The 18,815-nt window shown below is 73.1% G+C and carries 17 protein-coding genes; 3 read left to right on the top strand and 14 right to left on the bottom strand.

The features are described 5' to 3' along the window. Positions 1-64: 64 nt before the first annotated feature. The 8 genes from AB0N84_RS02030 to AB0N84_RS01995 form a co-directional block, all read right to left on the bottom strand. A complete protein-coding gene (locus AB0N84_RS02030; RefSeq protein ID WP_182045337.1) occupies positions 65-724 on the bottom strand; it encodes an ATP-binding cassette domain-containing protein in 660 nt (219 codons plus the stop codon). After that, positions 721-1,986, bottom strand: coding sequence for a hypothetical protein (locus tag AB0N84_RS02025; RefSeq protein ID WP_363543449.1), 1,266 nt, complete (start codon positions 1,984-1,986; stop codon positions 721-723). Before AB0N84_RS02025 ends, AB0N84_RS02030 begins: the two co-directional genes overlap by 4 nt. Beyond that, positions 1,986-2,864, bottom strand: coding sequence for a hypothetical protein (locus tag AB0N84_RS02020; RefSeq protein WP_363543447.1), 879 nt, complete (start codon positions 2,862-2,864; stop codon positions 1,986-1,988). Before AB0N84_RS02020 ends, AB0N84_RS02025 begins: the two co-directional genes overlap by 1 nt. Before the next feature lie 20 nt (positions 2,865-2,884). Continuing rightward, on the bottom strand, positions 2,885-3,328 hold the full coding sequence (locus AB0N84_RS02015; RefSeq protein WP_182045334.1) for a hypothetical protein: 444 nt from the start codon (positions 3,326-3,328) through the stop codon (positions 2,885-2,887). A gap of 74 nt (positions 3,329-3,402) precedes the next feature. Next, positions 3,403-5,409 (bottom strand): glycosyl hydrolase, encoded by a 2,007-nt coding sequence (locus AB0N84_RS02010; RefSeq protein ID WP_363543445.1) that lies wholly within the window; start codon positions 5,407-5,409, stop codon positions 3,403-3,405. Between the two features lie 78 nt (positions 5,410-5,487). Then, positions 5,488-6,228: an HlyD family efflux transporter periplasmic adaptor subunit gene (locus tag AB0N84_RS02005; protein ID WP_069712756.1), complete on the bottom strand. Its 741-nt coding sequence runs from the start codon at positions 6,226-6,228 to the stop codon at positions 5,488-5,490. After that, positions 6,225-8,249, bottom strand: a complete 2,025-nt coding sequence (locus AB0N84_RS02000; RefSeq protein ID WP_363543442.1) for a cellulose synthase catalytic subunit — start codon at positions 8,247-8,249, stop codon at positions 6,225-6,227. Before AB0N84_RS02000 ends, AB0N84_RS02005 begins: the two co-directional genes overlap by 4 nt. A 388-nt stretch (positions 8,250-8,637) precedes the next feature. Then, positions 8,638-9,675, bottom strand: coding sequence for an aldo/keto reductase (locus tag AB0N84_RS01995; RefSeq protein ID WP_363543440.1), 1,038 nt, complete (start codon positions 9,673-9,675; stop codon positions 8,638-8,640). 120 nt (positions 9,676-9,795) lie between these two features. Here AB0N84_RS01995 and AB0N84_RS01990 point away from each other — a divergent pair, with 120 nt between their 5' ends. After that, complete coding sequence (locus tag AB0N84_RS01990) at positions 9,796-10,341, top strand: TetR/AcrR family transcriptional regulator (protein ID WP_182045331.1); 546 nt, start codon at positions 9,796-9,798, stop codon at positions 10,339-10,341. A gap of 6 nt (positions 10,342-10,347) precedes the next feature. Here AB0N84_RS01990 and AB0N84_RS01985 read toward each other — a convergent pair whose 3' ends face one another. Further along, positions 10,348-11,268, bottom strand: a complete 921-nt coding sequence (locus AB0N84_RS01985) for a LysR family transcriptional regulator ArgP (protein WP_363543438.1) — start codon at positions 11,266-11,268, stop codon at positions 10,348-10,350. A gap of 70 nt (positions 11,269-11,338) precedes the next feature. Between AB0N84_RS01985 and AB0N84_RS01980 the strand changes: the two genes are divergently transcribed. Continuing rightward, positions 11,339-12,139 carry a LysE family transporter gene (locus AB0N84_RS01980; protein WP_363543436.1) on the top strand — a complete coding sequence of 267 codons (801 nt, stop codon included), beginning with the start codon at positions 11,339-11,341 and terminating at the stop codon, positions 12,137-12,139. Between the two features lie 144 nt (positions 12,140-12,283). Here the strand turns inward: AB0N84_RS01980 and AB0N84_RS01975 are convergent, their stop codons facing one another. The 5 genes from AB0N84_RS01975 to AB0N84_RS01955 all read right to left on the bottom strand — a co-directional run bounded on the left by AB0N84_RS01975 (position 12,284) and on the right by AB0N84_RS01955 (position 17,996). Continuing rightward, positions 12,284-13,759: an amino acid permease gene (locus AB0N84_RS01975; protein ID WP_363543434.1), complete on the bottom strand. Its 1,476-nt coding sequence runs from the start codon at positions 13,757-13,759 to the stop codon at positions 12,284-12,286. Between the two features lie 144 nt (positions 13,760-13,903). After that, positions 13,904-14,776, bottom strand: coding sequence for a hypothetical protein (locus AB0N84_RS01970; protein ID WP_363543432.1), 873 nt, complete (start codon positions 14,774-14,776; stop codon positions 13,904-13,906). A gap of 34 nt (positions 14,777-14,810) precedes the next feature. Next, a complete protein-coding gene (locus tag AB0N84_RS01965) occupies positions 14,811-15,671 on the bottom strand; it encodes an alpha/beta hydrolase (RefSeq protein ID WP_069713227.1) in 861 nt (286 codons plus the stop codon). Positions 15,672-15,831: 160 nt separating this feature from the next. Then, positions 15,832-16,413 (bottom strand): methylated-DNA--[protein]-cysteine S-methyltransferase, encoded by a 582-nt coding sequence (locus AB0N84_RS01960; RefSeq protein ID WP_363543430.1) that lies wholly within the window; start codon positions 16,411-16,413, stop codon positions 15,832-15,834. After that, positions 16,410-17,996, bottom strand: a complete 1,587-nt coding sequence (locus AB0N84_RS01955) for an AlkA N-terminal domain-containing protein (protein ID WP_363543428.1) — start codon at positions 17,994-17,996, stop codon at positions 16,410-16,412. Before AB0N84_RS01955 ends, AB0N84_RS01960 begins: the two co-directional genes overlap by 4 nt. Before the next feature lie 135 nt (positions 17,997-18,131). On the opposite strand from AB0N84_RS01955, the gene AB0N84_RS01950 reads away from it, so the two are divergent. Continuing rightward, on the top strand, positions 18,132-18,692 hold the full coding sequence (locus tag AB0N84_RS01950; protein ID WP_363543426.1) for a molybdenum cofactor biosysynthesis protein: 561 nt from the start codon (positions 18,132-18,134) through the stop codon (positions 18,690-18,692). Positions 18,693-18,815: the final 123 nt, after the last annotated feature.

Genomic DNA, 18,815 nt, shown 5'->3' with positions numbered 1-18,815 from the left:
CACGGTAGGCGGCGGTGCCCGAGGAACATCCCAGAGCGTCCGGGAAGCGAATCGACACACATCCTCACGCCAGGTCGACGAGTCGTCGGTCCCGGATGAGGACTCGTCGGGAGCAGCGCTCCGCCACTCGCGAGCTGTGCGTCGCGATGACGAACCGCATGCCGGTCGACTGCAGGTCGTCGAAGAGCTGCAGGACGTCCAACTCGGTCTCCTCGTCGAGGGCACCCGTCGGTTCGTCCGCCAGCACCACTGCCGGTCGACCCACCACGGCGCGGGCGATGGCAACGCGTTGCGCTTCGCCACCCGAGAGCCGTGCTGCCCGCCGGGAGGCGAGGTGACCGGCACCGACGAGCCCGAGTGCACGTCGTGCGAGGGCGGCAGACCCGGACCGCTGCGGACACCCGAGCTGGACGTTCGCGAGCGCCGTCCGGTCGGACAGGAGGTCGTACGACTGAGTGACCACACCGATGTGGTCCCGGCGGTAGCGCGCCAGGTCGCCCCGACGTCTCGGCAGGCGGCTACCGACGAACGTGTGCACGCCGCTGTACTCGAGGTCCAGTCCGCTCAGGATGCGCAGGAGCGTGCTCTTGCCCGAACCACTCCTGCCGAGCACCGCCACGGAGCGGTCGTCATCGGCCAGCGTGAACCGGAGGTCCTCGAAGATCGACCGCACCCGTCCGTTCGGCTCGCGGACGGACTTCGAGATCGAGTCGAGCGAGATCACCCGGAGACTCCTGATCGTGGGGAGGTCGCTCGCGCGACGGCGCGGATCTGGGCGCCGACGTCGATGGCCGCCCACACGGAGCCGAAGGCGAGGACGGTGAGGAAGGGCACGCCGTGACGGTTTGGCAGTGCCGAGCAGACGAGTGCGAAGCCGGCGAGCCCGACGACGTGTTCCGCGAGCCAGAGCGGTGCCCACATGCGTGCCAGTGCGGCGGTGTCGCGACCGGTGACCCAGTACGCGGACCAGACCGGCAGACGGCGAGCAGCGACGAGTCGGCCGAGGAACGCCGACGCCGTCCCTCCGGCGAGGACGATCAGGACGAGGACTGCGCCGAGGAGCTGCAGGTTGTCCTGCACGAGCTGACGGACCGACGCGAGCTGCACGACGTACGTCGGGACACCGGTCAGCGAGTACTCGGTGAACCCGGTCGCAGCACCGATGGCACCGAGCATCGCGAGGACGTCGTCGACGGTCAGGTCACGGTCCACCGCCAGATCGCCGTTGAGCACCTGGAAGCCCAGCAGACCTGCGAACTCCAGGTCCGATCGCGCCAGGCCTGCGAGACGGGCCGGGTAGGGCAGCAGCACGGCGTCGTCCACGTGGTGCTCGAGGTCGCCCCGGAAGTACATGTCGGCGTCGGGACGGAGGAAACCGGTGACCACGAGACGGAGTTCGCGGAAGAGCAGGGTCGCCGAGAGCTCGTCTCCGATCGAGTACCTTCCCGCGTAGTCCGCGCCGAGGACGACGGGCACGGACCGTCCGTAGTCGACGGCGTCCCACGACGGTTCCGTGCCCTCGGCCACCTCGAGACCGGCGAAGTCCCATGCCTGCTCGTCGAGTTGCACGGACTTGACGTCCCGCACGGTCCTGCCGCGTTCGTCGTGGTACTCCCCGCGCAGCGTGTACTCCGTGCCGTAGCCGACGTCGAACCGATCGTCCGCCGGAGGGTCCGTCAGGACGAGCGGTTGGTCGTACGCCGAGATGCGCTCGATGCCCTGTTGCTCGTCAAGGGCATCGACGAAGGCAGCGAGCCGGTCGACGTCGGCCTCGGAAGCACGGAACCGCTCGAAGCCGTCGGGGTCCCCGGTGAAGCGGTCGATGATCGTGTAGAGGTCGACGTCCGCGCGATCGGACAGACGGCGGTCGACCGCGAGGGCGGTGGACTGCACGAAGGTGCCGAAGCCGTACAGCGAGAGCGACACGAGCACCAGCACCACCACCTTCGCGAGCACCAACGGGCCGGTCCGCCGGACGTCCCGCATCAGTTCCACCGGCGGCGTCCCGTCAACAGCAGAGCGCTCACGGCCATCAGGAAGCCGCACCCGAGCGCGCCGAGGCACGGCGCGACGTCCGGGCGGACGAAGAGCGAGCCCGCGACGGCGCTGCTCGTGACCGAGGCCGCGGCCGTACACACGACCAGGACCGTCACCGAGCGCAGGAGCACGCCGACCACGAGCGAGGACGGAGCGGCACCGACGAGGTTCCGGACCCGCAGGACCCGCTGTTCCGCGGCCGCTGCAGCCACGGCCGCTGCGATCAGGACGACGACGGCGGCACCCCACCCTGCTGCCGTCAGGACCGGCGTGACGACGTCGACGTTCGTCCGACGCTCGGCACCCGACCCGACGATCTCGACCGAGTGGTCCGGGAACACCGACCGGAACCGCTGCGCGACCTGCGGACCGTCCACCCGCAGGCGCTCCGGGGTGTCGGCGAACAGCGTCGGCCGGACGATGACCGCCTGCTCCTCGAGCAGGCTCGCTGCTCGGACGCCGAGACGACCGACCACCGCGGATCGCTGTCCCGCGACGTCGATGGTCGTCTCCCCCCGAGCCCGACCGGCGCCCACCAGTGCTTCACCGGGGGTGCCGGTCAGGGCTCGCCCGGCATGCAGCGGCACGTCGGTCCAGCCACCGGAGACGAACGCGACGACGCGGGTGTCGGGATCGATCTCCTTGAAGACCCGCGTCCCCGTCGCGAACCGGTCGGCGTGCGCGAGGATGTCCTGCAGTCGTGCGTCGACGAGGATGCTCTCCGACGTCGCGAGGTCGGCTCCCTCGGCGACCAGCACGTCCTTGCGTGCCGAGAACACCGAGAGCAGGGCGACGAGCACCATCGCGATGCTGACGAGCGCTGCCACCAGGCAGGCCTGACTCCTGCTCACCGGCCGTAGTAGGTCCGCGCCTGACCGTTGCCGTTGCTCGGGGCGTTCGGGTTGAACGCCTTCCAGGGCGAGACCGCCTCGGTTCCGCCGGTGCCGTACTTCCGCCCGGACGTCGCGATCACACCGCTCGCCGGCCAGTAGTGTTCGAGCTGCGCCGTGGTGTAGTGGCGTACACCCGCCCAGGTCGTCCAGCCGTGCGCGCGCTTGTGCGACGTCCCGCCGATCGTGGTCGACTCGGCCGTCCCCCGGTGGTTCGGGCCCGCGCGCAGGTCCTCCCCGCCCAGCGATCGGCCCTCACCGGTGGTGCCGTCACGCTCGCTCCAGCCGCCGAGGATCCCCCGCTCTGCCGCGTCCGCCGGCGCGACCCCGATGACGACTCCCGCGACGATGCCGATGCCGCCGATGGCGGCGGAGATCTTCCGTGCAGTGTGCTTCCTCATGACCCCTCCAGTCCTGCCGGTGAAATGTGGAAGATCACCGGTAGGACCACTCTCGCAGAGGTGGGACGGGGTGTCTACCCCCGGGTCATGATCCAGGCCAGCAGGTACGACCGGGTGTTCGCCGAGTCGATCACCGCGTCCGGCAGCCGCTCCGCCGCCGTCAGCGCCGCCGCCGCCTCGGCCTTCCCGCCGAGCGCCCGGTACATGAGCAGGTAGTCCCCGAACTGCACGTCGTAGCGACCGTCCGGAACCGCCTCGTCGAGCACCCGCCGGATCTGCCGCTGCCCGCCGGCGCCGACGTACTCGCCGGCCATCGCGGGCATCGGGATCAGCTCGATGCCCGCCGGGGCCGCCGCGGCCGCGCTGAACCAGGTGGCGTGGTCGCGCTTGCCGCCCCAGGTCAGCGAGACCACGCGGTGCGTGAACCCGGGGAACGCCGACAGGTCCGGGTCGAGCACGTCGCGCTGTGCGGAGGCCGCCTCGTTCGACAGCAGCCAGGTGCCGGTCGACTCGAGCGACGACGAGCCGGACACCGCACCCCAGCGGGCGACACCGTTCCAGGCCGAGACCGCCTCGGACGACGACTCCTGGTTGTTGCCGTCGGCGAAGGGCGAGTACCCGGACGCCCACGAGTGCTGCGCGTACGGGTCGTACACGCGGAGCGCCGGGAACGACTCGGTCGCGGTGGGCGAGGCGATGTCCGCGGCCACGAGGTCGGCGACGGTCCGCCACCGGGACACGAGCCCCTCGTCGCCGTCCGCCACCATCGCGGCCGCCGACAGGAGGTACCCGTAGTGGAAGTGGTGGTCGTTGAACTCGTCGGACCCGAAGGACGCCTGCTGCCCGACGAGACCGTGGACGGTCGGGTCGGCGAGGAAGCACCGCGCGGTGCGGTCCCCGCAGCCGGACGGGTCGAACCACTGGTCGAGCTCACCGACGATCGAGGTCCGGAGCGCCGAGGCCTGGTCGTCGAGGCCGAGGGACACCGCCAGGCGGTACAGGGTCGCGACGCGGTACAGGTCCTTGCCGCCGCCGTAGGTGTCCGCGGCGTACGACGACGCATCGACCCCCGCGGCGTCCTCCCGGACCTGTGCCGCCAGGGTGTCGCGTTCGCCGGACGACAGCCCGGACAGGTCCAGCCGGTCCGAGGGCGTCACGGTGTCGACGGCGAAGCGCAGTGCGGTCCCCGTGCACACCGGCGCCGGGCCCGTCAGCGTCGCGACCCGGAGTCCGGTGCACCGGAGGCCCGTCGTGCCCTGCCCCGGCTGCGGGACGAGCACGCCGGCGCCGCCGTCGAAGTCGTACGACAGCGTCGTGCGCTGCGACCCACCCGACGCGCGGCGTTCGAGGTTGGTCCCGCCGAGCGGCCGGGCGGCGTCACGGAGCGTGGCGACCTGCGCAGCCGACGCGCCGTCGGGCGTCGGCAGCAGCACCACCGAGCCGCCCCGCCGAAGTGTGACGCCGGTGGTGTCGAGCGACCCGTCGCGGACGACGACCTGCCAGGTCCGGCCGCCGCCGGACAGCGTCGCCGTGTCGTCGCCCGTCGGGGTCATCGGCGAGGTGGCCGTGATCGTCTCGCCGCGTGCGGCCGTGTAGGTGACGAGGGGCGAGCCCTCGGCGACCACCGAGTGCCCGAGGACCGTGTCGCCGTCGCGGTGCTCGACGGTCACCGAGACCGCGTCGTACGCCGACACGAGCGTGCTCGTCGCACCGAGGTCGAACCCGACCTGCGGCACCGCGCCGGCGGCGATCGTCTTCTCGGTGGCGGTGACGTCGGGCAGCCCCGCGGCGAAGCCGCCGCCGGTGACCTGCCACGAGATCGGCGTGGGGAACACCGGCTGCGGGGCGTCGCCGAAGACGAGTCCCGAGAACCAGCGGTTGGTGGGCGGGGTCAGCCCGTCCGCCAGGCGCATCGCGCCGACCGTCGACGACGGGACGTCGCCCAGGGCGGCGACCGCGCGCGCCTGGGCGGCCCCGTCGGTGGTGGCGGCCGCGTCGGAGGCGGCGGCCGACGGGGCCTGGTGATCCGCGCCTCCCGGCCCGGTGCACGCACTGGCGAGCAGGGCGACGGCGGTCAGCACGGGGACGAGCAGGAGCGGACGGGAGGCGCGACGAGCGCCCGCAGGGCGGCCTGCGGTCCGGTGGGGGCGACGCACCGGCTACAGCCCGATCTGCCGGGAGAAGTCGCGGACCATGTCCGAGACGCCGGCGAGCGCACCGTCGTCACGCAGGTGCAGCGTGGCGTCGACGGGGGTGCCGGGGCTCGTGATGCCGGAGGACGGCGAGGCGGACAGCTCGGGGCTCTGCACGTCGACGGTGGTCTTCGCCCGGCCGTCGTCGCTCGTCTCGACGCTGACGCTCTGCACCGTGCCGCGGACGGTGCGGTCGTCGGGCAGGCGCAGGTCGACCTGGGCACCGTTGCGGATGCGGCCGTAGTCGCGCGCGGTGACGGTGAAGGTCGAGGTGACGAAGAGGCTGTCCTCCTTGTGGATGGTGCCCAACTCGGAGCCGGCCTGCACGTAGCCGCCGGTCTTCACGTCGACCTTCGCGACCGTGCCGGAGACCTCGGCCTTGAAGGTGATGAGGCCGTCCTCGCCGATGTCGTAGGCGCTCGTCTGCGTGTCCGCGCCGACGACGCCCTTCCGGATGTCCTGCGCGAGCTGCAGGCTCTGCACCTGCAGGAGCTTCGCGCCCTTCGTGACCGAGTCGCCCTCCTCGACGTACTCCTCGGTGACCGTTCCGCCGTAGTCGGTGCCCACGGCGTACTCCTGGGCGGCGATCGCGGCGGAGGTGCTCGCGACGGCGCTCTGGCGCTGGTTGAAGACGAGCGTGCAGGCGGCGACGATCACGAGCACGACCACGAGGCCGCCGAACAGTCGGAGTCGGTTGGTCCAGGTCATGCGCGGTGTCCGTCCTGCATCGCGACGCCGGCGATCGCGGCGCGCTGGGGTTCGAGGGTGTCGGGCCGGACGACGGTCGTCCGGACGGGGCTGGCCGGGGCCTGCGCCAGCGGGGTCGCCGGGCGGACCGCCTCGCCGGGGGTCTGCGTGCGGTCGGCGACGCGGTTCCGGGCCTGCTCGCGGAACGCCGCGACGATGAAGGCGGCGAAGACGAGCGTGTTCGTGATGTTCCAGGCGGTGGCGAGCGTCAGCTGCCCGTTGCCGAGGTCACGCCAGACGGCGACCACGCTCGTCAGCGTGAGGAAGACGAAGACGAGGACCTGCGGCACGATGAAGTTGAAGGGCGACGGGGTCCTGCCACGGCCGGCGCCGGTCACGTGCCACGCCTGCTCCTTGCCGCACAGCACGTTCCAGAGCGCGCTCGCGTAGATCGGGAACGACACCGCGGCGAGCAGGAGCGTCTCGTACCGGAAGGACCCGAGGGCGTAGAACGCGAGCAGGACCTGCGTGAAGTAGAAGCCGAGGTAGAACAGGACCCACTCGCCGGCGCCGATCGACAGGTTCATCGGGCGGAGGTCGAAGTAGATCTCGAGCGGCGGCACGAGGAGCAGCAGCCCGGGGACGATGCCCGTCAGGTAGAAGCTCGCGGTGACGAGGTACTGCAGGCGCTGGTCCATCGTCAGCCGGTGCTTCGGGTTGAACGGGAAGTGCGTGAGCAGGATCTCGAAGCCACCGGTCGCCCAGCGCAGCTGCTGCTTGGTGAAGCCCTCGATCGTCTCCGGCGCGTCGCCGACGGCCAGGGTCATCGGGATGAAGACCGACTTCCAGCCGCGCTCGTGGAGCATCAGGCTGGTCCAGACGTCCTCGGACTTCGAGTCGGTGTGCATCCCGCCGATGTCGTCGATCGCACTGCGGCGGAAGATGACGTTCGTGCCGACGCAGAACGCGGCGTTGAAGCGGTTCCGGCCGGGCTGGATGAACTTGTAGAACACCGTCTGCATGTAGCCGGCGCCGCGGGAGACGAGGTTGTGCAGGTTGCCGTAGGTCTGCGGCGTCTGCACGAACGCGATCGAGTCGTCGGCGAAGAACGGGACGGTCTCGAACAGGAAGTCCGGTGCCGGCACGAAGTCGGCGTCGAACACCGCGTAGTAGTCGCCCTTCGCCAGCGTCAGGGCGTGGTTGATGTTGCCGGCCTTGGCCCCGTGCGAGGACAGGCGGCGGACGTACCGGGCGCCGAGCTCGGCGGCGAGCGCCTGCACCTCGTCGCTCCGGCCGTCGTCGAGCACCCACGTGCGGTGCTCGCCGCGCATCGCCACGGCGGCCTGCACGGTCGCGGCGATCTTCGACAGCTCCTCGCCGTACACCGTGATGAAGACGTCGACCTCGACCTGCTGCCCGCGGACGTGCATCGGCCAGCGGTGCGGCTGGTCGGCGAGCCCGTCGTGGCTGATCGCGTCGCGGTCGAACAGGGTGTCCTGCGTCTGGTGGAAGGCGAAGTCGCGGGGGTCGGCACCACCGGACAGGATCGTCCACATCGACAGCAGGGCCTGGCCGACGAGCACGCTCTCCGCCACGATCACGAGCCCGTAGGGCAGGAAGTCGCCGCGGTTCGCGGGGTCGAGCAGGAACACGGCGTACGCCATCACGCCGAGCGTGGCGACGAGCACGATGAGCACCATGACGGGGCTGTGCGCGCGGCTCTCGGAGCGCGGGCGCACGTTCGGCACCTGCACGGAGGCGCGGCGACGACGTGCTCGGTCGCGGTCGCGGGTGACGAGCTGCTGCGGGAGCGCCGTGCCGACGTCGCTGCCGGGCAGCAGGGCCGGGACGTCGGGTGACTGCGGCGGGACGCTGCGGCGGGCCGGCACCGGGGTCGGCGGCGCAACGGTGGCGGCGTGCTGGTCGGCGGCGTGCGTGCTGACGGCGTGCTTGCTGACGTCGTGCTTGCTGGCGTCGTGCTTGCTGGCGTCGTGCTTGCTGGCGTCCGTGCGCGAGCGACGGACGTCCGTGGGTGCGGACATGCGGGTCTCCAGTCGGGTCGGGAGAGACTCGCGGGCCGCGGGCAGGGACGCCGGTGGAACGCGAGACGGGCGTCGGCGGCTGTGGCGACATGGGTCGGACCCCGGAGGGTCGCATCCGGCGGGGCTTCGGGGCCCACGCCGGGGTCCGCGACCGAGGGTGCGGTCACGGTGTTCGGTGTGTCGGAGCGGTCGTGCGTCGACGGCCCGTCGCCGTCGGTCGTCCCGAACACTACGAGCCGACCGACCGGCTCCGCGCCTGGCCCCGGAGAAGTCGGCACGGTCCCGCCGCTTCTTGCGGGATCCCGCAAGACGCGACGTCGGCGGCACCTCGCAACGGGATGGCGCTGCGAGGAACCGCCGACGTTGCGTTCTGCGGAGGGGGACGGGGTCAGACGGCGGCCGGGCGCTCGGCCAGCGGGCGACGGCGGAGCTCGGGGCGGAGGAGCGCCGGCGGCTCGTACTGCTGGTCGAGGCGGGAGACGTCGGCCCCGGGCGGGACGATCGCGTCGATCCGGTCGAGGACCTCGTCCGTCAGCGTGACGTCGGCGGCGGCGAGCAGGTCCTCGAGCTGGTCCATCGACCGCGGCCCGATGAGCGCGCTCGTCACGCCGGGGTGCGCGATCGCGAAGGACAGCGCGAGGTGCGTCATCGGGATGCCCGTGTCCGCAGACAGCGCGGCGACCTGCTCGACGGCCTCGATCCGCCGCTCGTCGCGGTTGTGCCGGAACAGGCCGACCCGGGCCAGGTCACTCTCCTGCCCGCGCCGGAAGCGCCCGGTCAGCATGCCGCCGGCGAGCGGGCTCCACACGAGGGTGCCCATGCCGTACCGCTGCGCGACCGGCAGGACCTCGCGCTCGATGCCGCGGTTGAGGATCGAGTAGGTCGGCTGTTCGGACCGGAAGCGCTCGAGTCCCCGACGCTCCGAGGTCCACTGCGCCTCGACCTGCATCGAGGCCGGGAAGTCCGACGAGCCGATCGCCCGCACCTTGCCGCTCCGGACCAGGTCCGTGAGCGCCGAGAGCGTCTCCTCGAGGTCGACCGTGTCGTCCGGCCGGTGTGCCTGGTAGAGGTCGATGTGGTCGGTCTGCAGCCGGCGGAGCGACTCCTCGACCGCGGTGGTGATCCACCGCCGGGAGTTCCCGCGCCGGTTCGGGTCGGTGCCCATCGGGCCGTTGAACTTCGTGGCGAGGACGACCTGGTCGCGGCGGCCCTTGATCGCCTTGCCGACCAGGACCTCGGAGCCGCCCTGCGAGTAGCGGTCGGCGGTGTCGATGAGGTTGATGCCGGCGTCGAGCGCGCGGTTGACGATGCGGACGGAGTCCTGCTCGTCGCCGTTGCCGATGCTCCCGTCGGTGCCGAGCATCATGGCGCCGAGCGCGAGGGGACTGACCTGGATGCCGGTCCGGCCGAGGGTGCGGTACTGCATGTGGTGCCTCCTGTCGGTGGCGTCCCGGGGCCCGTCGCGGTATCGTGGTCCGAAGCGGAACGCTCTTCCGGAAGGATACGGAACGGCTTTCCGTTTCCGCAACCCCCGATCGGAGGACCCGTGCGCGCCGACGCCCGCCGCAACCTGGACGCCCTGGTCGACGCCGCCCGCGAGGTCTTCGCCGACCAGGGGGTGGACGCCCCGGCGAAGGTCGTCGCCGATCGTGCCGGCGTCGGCGTCGGCACGCTGTACCGGCACTTCCCCCAGCGCTCGGACCTCGTCGTCGCGGTCTTCCGCCAGGCCGTCGAGGAGTGCGCGGACGCCGCCGACGAGCTCCGTGCCGCCCACGCGCCGGACGAGGCGCTCGCGCTCTGGCTCCGGCGCTTCACCGGGTTCGTCGCCACGAAGCGCGGGCTCGCCGCCGCGCTGCAGTCCGGCGACCCGGCCTTCGAGGGGCTGCACCCGTGGTTCATCGACCGACTCGGGGGCGCGCTCACCGAGCTGCTCGACGCCGCGTCGGCGGCGGGGAGCATCCGGAACGACCTCGATGCGGGGCAGCTGCTGCGTGCCGTCGCCGACCTCTGCCACGGGGCGCCGACGACCGAGCAGAGCCAGCACCTGGTCGGCCTGCTCGTCGACGGGCTCCGCTGGCGCGCGACCGCCTGATCCGCCTCAGGCCGGCGGGTGGATCCGCTCGCGGGCGGTGGTGCGGACTGCGTCGGTGACCCGCTCGAGCAGGGGCGACGCCAGGTTCCACCGCTGCCACCACAGCGCCACGTCCGCACGACGGCCCGGCGTGAGCTCGACGAGCTCCCCGCTGCGCAGGCCCGCGAGGCACTGGGCCTCGGGCAGCATCCCCCAGCCGAAGCCGAGCGACACCGCGCGGGCGAAGTCGGCCGAGGTCGGGACGAAGTGCCGCGGACCGCGAGGAGCGTGGCCGAGCACCCGGCGGAGGTACCCCTGCTGCAGGTCGTCGTCGCGGTCGTAGTCGACGAGCGGGACCCGGTCGAGCCGGTCGGTCATCCGACGCTCGGTGTCGGCGCCGGCGAGGTAGCGGTCCACGAACGCCGGTGATGCGACGGCCCGGTACCGGTCGACGCCGAGCGGGACCGAGGAGCACCCCTGCACCGGGTCCGCCTCCGCCGTGACCGCGGCCATCACGGTGCCCGCCCGGAGGAGCTCCGCCGTGCGGTCCTGGTCCTCCCGGTGCAGGTCGAACACGACCTCGGTGTCGGCCCGCACGAGGGCGAGGGCGTCGAGGAACCACGTGCCGAGCGAGTCGGCGTTGACCGCGAGCGGGATCGACGGCACCGCCGGGCCGTCCGCGCCCCCGACGGCTCCGAGCGCCCGGGCGGTCTCGTCGTCGAGCAGACGTGCCTGCCGTGCGTGCCGCAGGACGACCTCGCCGTCGGCGGTCGGCGCCACCGGGGTGGTGCGCTGGAGGAGGACCCGTCCGAGCTGCTGCTCCATCGCCTTGATGCGCTGCGAGACCGCCGAGGGGGTGATCGCGAGCGCCCGCGCCGCGGCGTCGAGCGTCCCGTGGTCGACGGCGGCCAGCAGGGTCTCGAGGTGGTCGCGTTGCAGACGGAGCATGCAGCGCAGCTTACGACGCTGCAGCAACGTGAGCTGGACTGCAGGTCGGCCCGTGCCTAGCGTCGAGACCGTGACCGCACTGCTCCCCCTGCTCGCCGGACTCGGCACCGGCCTCGCCCTGATCGTCGCGATCGGCGTGCAGAACACGTACCTGCTCCGGCTGGCCGCGAGCGCCTCCGTTCGGGTCGTCACCGCCGCGGTCGTCGTGTGCGCGGTGTCGGACGCGGTCCTCATCGTCGCCGGGGTGCTCGGCGTCGGGGTCGTCGTCGAACGGTTCCCGGCGGCGCTCGTGGTGGTCCGGTTCGTCGGGGCGGCGTTCCTCGTGGTCTACGGCGTGCTCGCCGCGCGACGGGCGCTGCGGCCGTCGGGCGACGTCATGCGGGTCGAGGAGGACGCCGCGGACGACGGTGTGGTGGTGCCGGCCGGCGCCGCGTCGGCGGTGGGCGCACCCGCGCACGCGACCGACGGACAGCACGTGGCGGAGCGTCCGACCGTGTCCGGACCGGGCCCGACCGACGGACCGGAGCTGGCGGGGCGGACGCGCGCCGTGCCTCCCGTCCGGTCGGCCGTACCGGTGCCGTCGCTGCTGACGGCCGTCCTGACCATGCTCGTGTTCACGTGGGCGAACCCGCACGTGTACCTCGACACCCTCGTGTTCCTCGGCTCGGTGGCGAACCAGCAGGGCCCCGAGGACCGCTGGTGGTGGACCGTCGGCGCGGTCGCGGCGAGCTGCGTGTGGTTCGGCGCGCTCGGGTACGGCGGCCGGCTGCTCCGACCGCTGTTCGCGCGGCCGACGACCTGGCGGGTCTTCGACGGCCTGGTCGCGGTCGTGATGCTCGGCTTCGGCGTCGCGCTCGCCGTCGGCGCGTAGACGGCCGGGAGCATGCCCGGCGCGATGTGCCCCCGCACAACCAGAAACACCTCGCGTCACGGCGATCCGTGGCGCGAGGTGCTCTTGGTTGCGCGAACGGCCGGACAGCCGACCCGGACGGACGACGGACCCGACCGCCCAGCCCTACTGCAGGCCCTTGCCCACCCGGCTGTGCCGACGGCTGTAGCCGAAGTAGATCGCGAACCCGATCGCCAGCCACACGATGAACCGCAGCCAGGTCTCGACCTCGAGGTTGAGCATGAGCCAGAAGCACAGCACGGCCGACAGGATCGGCAGCACCGGCACCCACGGCACCCGGAAGGCACGCGGTGCGTCGGGGCGGGTCCTCCGGAGCACGACGATGCCGATCGACACCAGGACGAACGCCGACAGCGTGCCGATGTTGATCATGCCCTCGAGCTTGTCGACCGCGGTGAACCCGGCGATGAACGCGACGACGACGCCCGCGACGACCTGCACCCGGACCGGGGTCTGCGTCTTCGGGTTCGTCTTCGAGAACCAGCGCGGCAGCAGCCCGTCGCGGCTCATCGAGAACACGATGCGGGACAGGCCGAGCAGCAGCACCATGACGACGGTGGTCAGGCCGATGAGCGAACCGATCGCGATGATGCCCGCGGCCCACGGCAGTCCGACGATGTCGAACGCCGAGGCGAGGGACGGCGCGTCCTCCTGGGCCAGGCGCTGGTAGGACACCATGCCGGTGATGACGATGCTGACACCGACGTAGAGCAGGGTCACGATGCCGAGGCCGATGAAGATGCCCCGCGGGAGCGTCTTCTGCGGGTTCTCGGTCTCCTCGGCGCTGGTCGCCACGACGTCGAAGCCGATGAACGCGAAGAACACGAGCGACGCCGCGGCGAGCAGGCCGAAGACGCCGTACTGCGCGGGCGCCTGACCGGTGACGAAGGACACGAGCGACTGCGTCAGCACGCCGCCCTCGGCGCCCTTCGACGGCTCGGCCGGCGGGACGAACGGGGTGAAGTTCGCCGCCTTGACGAAGAACGCGCCGGCGACGATCACGAAGACGACGATCGCGACCTTGATGACCGTGATGACGGCGGAGACGCGGGACGACAGGCGCGTCCCGAAGGCGAGCAGCACCGTGAAGACGCCGACGATGAGGACCGGCCCCCAGGTGAAGCCGATCGGGCCGAGCTGGATCGTCGACGGCAGGTCGATGCCGAACACCCCGAACGCGGTACTCAGGTAGATGCCCCAGTACTTCGCGATGACCGCGCTCGCGGTGAGGGTCTCGAGGATGAGGTCCCAGCCGACGATCCAGGCGAGCAGCTCGCCCATGGTCGCGTACGTGAACGTGTACGCGGAGCCCGCGACCGGGATGGTCGAGGCGAACTCGGCGTAGCACATGATCGCCAGGCCGCACGTGACGGCGGCGAGCAGGAACGACAGGATGACGCTCGGCCCGGCGAAGTTCGCGGCGGCGTTCGCCCCGACCGAGAAGATGCCGGCGCCGACGGCGACCGCGATGCCCATCGCGGCGATGTCGAAGGTCTTCAGGGACCGCTTGAGGGAGCGGCCCTGCTCCTCGGAGTCGGCGAGGGAGGCCTCGATCGACTTGATGCGCAGGGGTGGTGCCATGGGGGATCCCGTCGTCGGCTGGCGGTGGACCCCGTGAGGGTACTGGTGTACCACCCCGGCTCGCAAAGTGTGTGACCGGCGGCTCGACGGCCGGGAGGCCCGGTGCCGGCCCGGTAGGACGGCGCACCCGGACCGCGGTGCGGGTCAGACCCCGCGGCGCCAGTCCGCCAGGAAGCGTGCGCCCGCCTCGTCGTGGATCACGCCGTCGGGCGCCGTCAGCACCGGGTACGGCGTCGCGGGCACCCCGTCGGCAGGACGCACGTCGACGTGCGCGACGTCGTGCCCGTTCGCGTGCAGCCAGTCCGCCATCGCGTAGTCGCTGCGCGAGTCGCCGACGGTCCGCCAGGTCACGGGCAGCTCGCCGTCCTGCGCGAGCAGCTCGAGCGCGCGCTCGGCACCCATGTCCTTGCCCGACCGGTCCGACTCCACGTCGGTCGAGATGATCGTCGGGTCGACGCGCCACTGCACGGCGCCGTCGGCGTCGGGCCGGACGTCGTCGAGCCGGCGGACGCCGAGGCCCCGTCGCTCGAGCGCCGCCATCGCCTCCGCGTCGAACTCGGCCTGGCGGGCGAGGTAGGCGGCGTTCGGGACCTCGACCAGCTGCTCGATCGACACCATCGCGTGCTTCGTCTCGTCGAAGAACACCAGGTCGGCGTACTCGGCACGGACGAGCTCGCGCATCTCGTCGGCGAAGTCCCGCGGCAGGGCGAGGTCCTCGGCGATCGCGAGGTCGCTCATCCCGCCCTCGTACTGCGGCCCGATCGAGCACCACACCGCGCCCTTCTCGCACACGGCGTGCACCCGACCGCCGGCAGCCAGACCGCCGTCGAGGAGCGGACCGACGACCTCCTGCCGGATGAACGCGTCGCTCCGGCCCGTGTTGAAGACGATCGGGACGCCCTCGGCGGCGAGCGCGACGAGGTCCGCCACGATCGAGGGGATCGCGATCGTCCGGGTCACCGGGCTCGCGATGGGTCCGTCGACGTCGAGCAGCAGGCCGAGGCGGGGAGCAGTCACGTCCTCATCCTCTCGCACGGACGACCGCCGGACCTCACTCCGCGGCGGGGACCTCGGCGAAGCGGTCCACGAGGTCGCGGAGCACGCGCGCGTCGGGCACGTGCGCCTGCCCGGCGACGACGAGGTGGTGCGACCCCGGCAGCGCCTCGGCAAGGGCAGCGGCCGCACCGCGCATCCACTCGGGGTCGCCGTCGCCGGACGCGACGAGCACCGGCACCCCGATCGAGGCGACCACGCGCTCCGGTACGGACAGGCCGTTGAGCACGCGGACGTCCCGCGCCAGGACGTGCGCGTCGGCGAGGAGCGCCCGCCACAGCCCCGGCTTCAGCCGTGCGGCGGCGATGAACGGGATCGGGACGCCGAGCACGCGGGACAGGAACGCGCGGACCGCCTGCGCCCGACGCCCGGCGGCGACGTGTCCGTCGAGGAAGTCGGCGAACAGGACGTCGTCGCCGTGCGGGTCGACCGTGGCGCGGTACGGCGGCTCCCAGAGCACGGCCCGACCGAACGGCACGCCGGCCGCGAGCCCGCGGAGCACCACGCCGGCGCCGACGCAGGAGCCGACGGCGTCGACCGGCCCGTCCACCGAGGCCACGACGGCCGCGAGGTCCTCGACCTCACGGTCGATCGACCAGGGCGCGGTGTCGCCGCTCGCACCACGACCGCGGCGGTCGTAGGTGACGACCCGGTACCCGTCCCGCAGTGCCGCGACGATCTTGTCGACCGCCGGGGTGCCGTGGTGGTCCCACGCGCCGCCGACCACCACGAGCGCCGGACCGGAACCGGTCTCGGAGACCGCGATGGGGGTCCCGTCGGCGGACACCACCGTGCGGTCGACGTGGTCGGGTGCCCCGCCGGAAGGGGGGTGCTGGTCGGGGTGCGTCGATCGGGGCATGGGTCCTCACGAGGTGGTGCGACGGCGCTGCGTCGGGTCCTCGGGACGGACCGTGCGGGTCGGTACCCCGAGCATGGCAGCCCGGGTCTCCCCCGTCACCACCCGCAATGAGGGGGAGCGCTCCAGCCCCGGACGGCCGGGTCGGGCCGCACGCACGGGGTCACACGAGTGCGGTGACGCCGACCGACTCCCGCTCGAGGAGCGAGCGCTTCACGTCGAGCCCCCAGGCGAAGCCGCCGAGGGAGCCGTCCGAGCGGAGCACGCGGTGGCACGGCACGAAGAGTGCGGGGGCGTTCCGTGCGCAGACGCTCGCCGCCGCCCGCACGGCGTCCGGCCGGGCCATCGCGGCCGCGAGTTCGGTGTACGTCAGGACGGTGCCCGCCGGGACCGCGCGGAGCTGCCGCCAGCCCTCCGTGAAGAGCTCCGTACCGTGCTGCCGGACCGGCACCTGCATCGCGTGCTCGACCTCGCCCGCGTAGTAGGCGTCGACCGCCTCGGCCGCGGCCACCCGCCCCTCGGTGACCCGCTCCGGCCGGTGCCGCACGGCCAACCGCCCGAGCAGCCGCGCGGGGTCGTCCGTCCACCCGGAGGCGAGCACGCGCCCCTCGCCGTCCTCGAGCACCGAGAACGGCCCGTCGGGGGTGTCCAGCGTCTGCAGGGTCGCCGTGTCGGTCCCGGCCGGCCGTGCCGTCGCGCGCTGCGTCGTCGTCCTCGTCGTCGTCGTCGTCCTCGTTGCGGTCATCGTTCGTCCTCCTGGTGGTTCGTCGTGGCTGCCGCCGCCTCGGCCGTCGCGCTCGCGCGGTCGACGATCGGACGCCAGCAGTGCATCGTCAGGTAGCTCCGCCACGGCGCCACCTGCTCCGACCGTAGGGAGAGCTCGCGCACGCCACCGGGCAGCCCGAGTTCCTGTGCACCGTTGCGTACCGCGAGGTCGCTGTGCAGGAAGACGTCGGGGTGGTGCCGCACCCGCAGGGCCACGTAGTCGGCGGTCCAGGGTCCGATGCCCTTCACCGCGAGGAGCCCGGCGCGCAGGTCCGCGAGCGACTGTCCCCCGTCGACGACGAGCGACCCGTCGGCGAGCGCACCCGCGACGCGCAGGATCGTGTCGACGCGGGCGGCCGGGCCGCGGAGGACCTCGTGCCCGCGGTCGGCGATCACCGTGGCGGTCGGGAAGAGCAGGCCGCCCTCGGCCAGCGCCGGGTCCACCGCCTCGCCCAGCGCCGTCACGAGCCGGGTCTGCGCGGTCCGGGCGGCGGCGACGGAGACCTGTTGGCCGATGAGGGTGCGGAAGACGACCTCGTGCGCGTCGACCGCGCCCGGCAGCCGGATGCCCGGGACGCGGGCGACGGCCGGGGCGAGGACCGGATCGGTGCCGAGGACGGCGTCGACCGCGACCGGATCGGCGTCGAGGTCGAACAGCGCCCGCACCCGCGCCACCAGCGTCGGGAGGTCGGAGAGCGTGGTGAGCCGGACGCGGAGGGCGAGTCCGGGGCGCCCCGCGCCCGAACCGGCCGTGCCGGGGACGGGGGCCGAGGCGGTGAAGCGGGCCGGGCCTCCCGGCAGGGCGAGCAGGCGACCGTACGCGGTGACCCGCCCCGTCGCGTCGCGGTCGACGTGCTCGAGCCCGGGCAGGGCGTGGAGCGCGTGCCAGTCGAGCAGGCCCTGCAGGTCGAACGGCGGACGGGCGGGCAGGTGGACGTGCAGCCAGCCGTCGTCGGCGGCCGTCGGCGCGGACACCCGTCGGGCACGGAGCTCGGTGGGGGTGAGGGCGAAGACCTCGCGCACCGTGTCGTTGAACTGGCGGACGCTGGTGAACCCCGCGGCGAAGGCGACGTCGGCGACGGGCAGGTCGGACGAGGTCAGGAGCGTGCGCGCCGTCTGGGCGCGGTGGGCGCGGCTGAGGGCCTTCGGTCCGGCACCGAGCTCCTCGGTCAGGATGCGCCCCAGCTGCCGCTCGGAGTAGCCGACGCGTGCGGCGAGGCCGGGCACGCCCTCGCGCTCGACGACCCCGTCGAGGACGAGTCGGACGGCGCGGCCGGCGACGTCCTCGCGGAGGTCCCACTCCGGGCTGCCGGGTGACGCCTCGGGCAGGCAGCGCTTGCACGCGCGGAAACCGGCGAGGTGGGCGGCGGCGCTCGTCCGGTAGAACGTCACGCCCTCGGTCCGCGGGGTGCGGGCGGGGCAGCTCGGGCGGCAGTAGATGCCGGTGGAGTGCACGGCGGTGACGAACTGCCCGTCGAAGCGGGCGTCCCGCGAGGCGACGGCGCGGTACCGCTCGGCGTGGAGCGCGGCGCGGTGGGCCTCTGGTGGAGCGGGGTCGGTCACGCGGCCAGCCTGGCACGGGCGACCGACAGGCACTGGCGGGAATCGGACACGGCAGCGGCGGGCGGCGGGCGGGTCGGTCGAGCGGGGGCGGGTGGTGAGCGGGGTCGGTCGGGAGGCGCGACTACCGTGGGCACCGTGACCTCCGTCGACGACGTGGCCGGGCCCGCCGACCTGCCGTACCGCACCGACGTCGAGGTGGTGGTGCTGCTCGTGTCCCCGCGGCACCGCTACGAGGGGCGGCCGGCGGACGGGGCGCTCCCCGCGGACGGGCCGGAGCTGCGCGACCGGGTCGCGGTGCGGGCCGGCCTCGGCATCGTCGGCGACCGGTACTTCGCCGCCCGTGCGCACGCGCACGCAACGGTCACCGTGATCGGTGTGGAGGGCCTCGAGGACGTCGGGCGCGCGCTCGGCACGACGGTCGACCCCGCTGCGACACGGCGCAACGTGGTCCTCCGCGGCGCCGACGTCGAGGCGCTCCGGGGCGAGCCGTTCTCGCTCCAGGTGCCCGGCGAGGAGCCCGTGCTGTTCCGGGGGTACCGCCCGGCGAACCCGTGCGCGTGGATGGACCACGAGGTGGCTCCCGGCGCCTTCCGGGCGATGCGCGGGCGGGGCGGTGTGCGCTGCGACCCCGAGTCCGACGGCGTGCTCGCCCTCGGTCCCGCGGTCCTGCGGACGGCTCGTCCGGTCGCGCGCTGAGGCCCGTCCCGGTCCCCGCGCCCGCTCCCGCTCCCGCGCTCGTGCCCGCTTCCGCTCGCGGTCCCGCGAAACGCAACGTGGGCGGTTCCTCGCAGCGGTACAGCGCTGCGAGGAACCGCCCAC

It is taken from the genome of Curtobacterium sp. NPDC089185, from assembly GCF_040685235.1.
In the GTDB taxonomy this organism is placed as follows: Bacteria; Actinomycetota; Actinomycetes; order Actinomycetales; family Microbacteriaceae; genus Curtobacterium; species Curtobacterium citri.
This window is presented reverse-complemented; position numbering and strand designations above follow the sequence as displayed.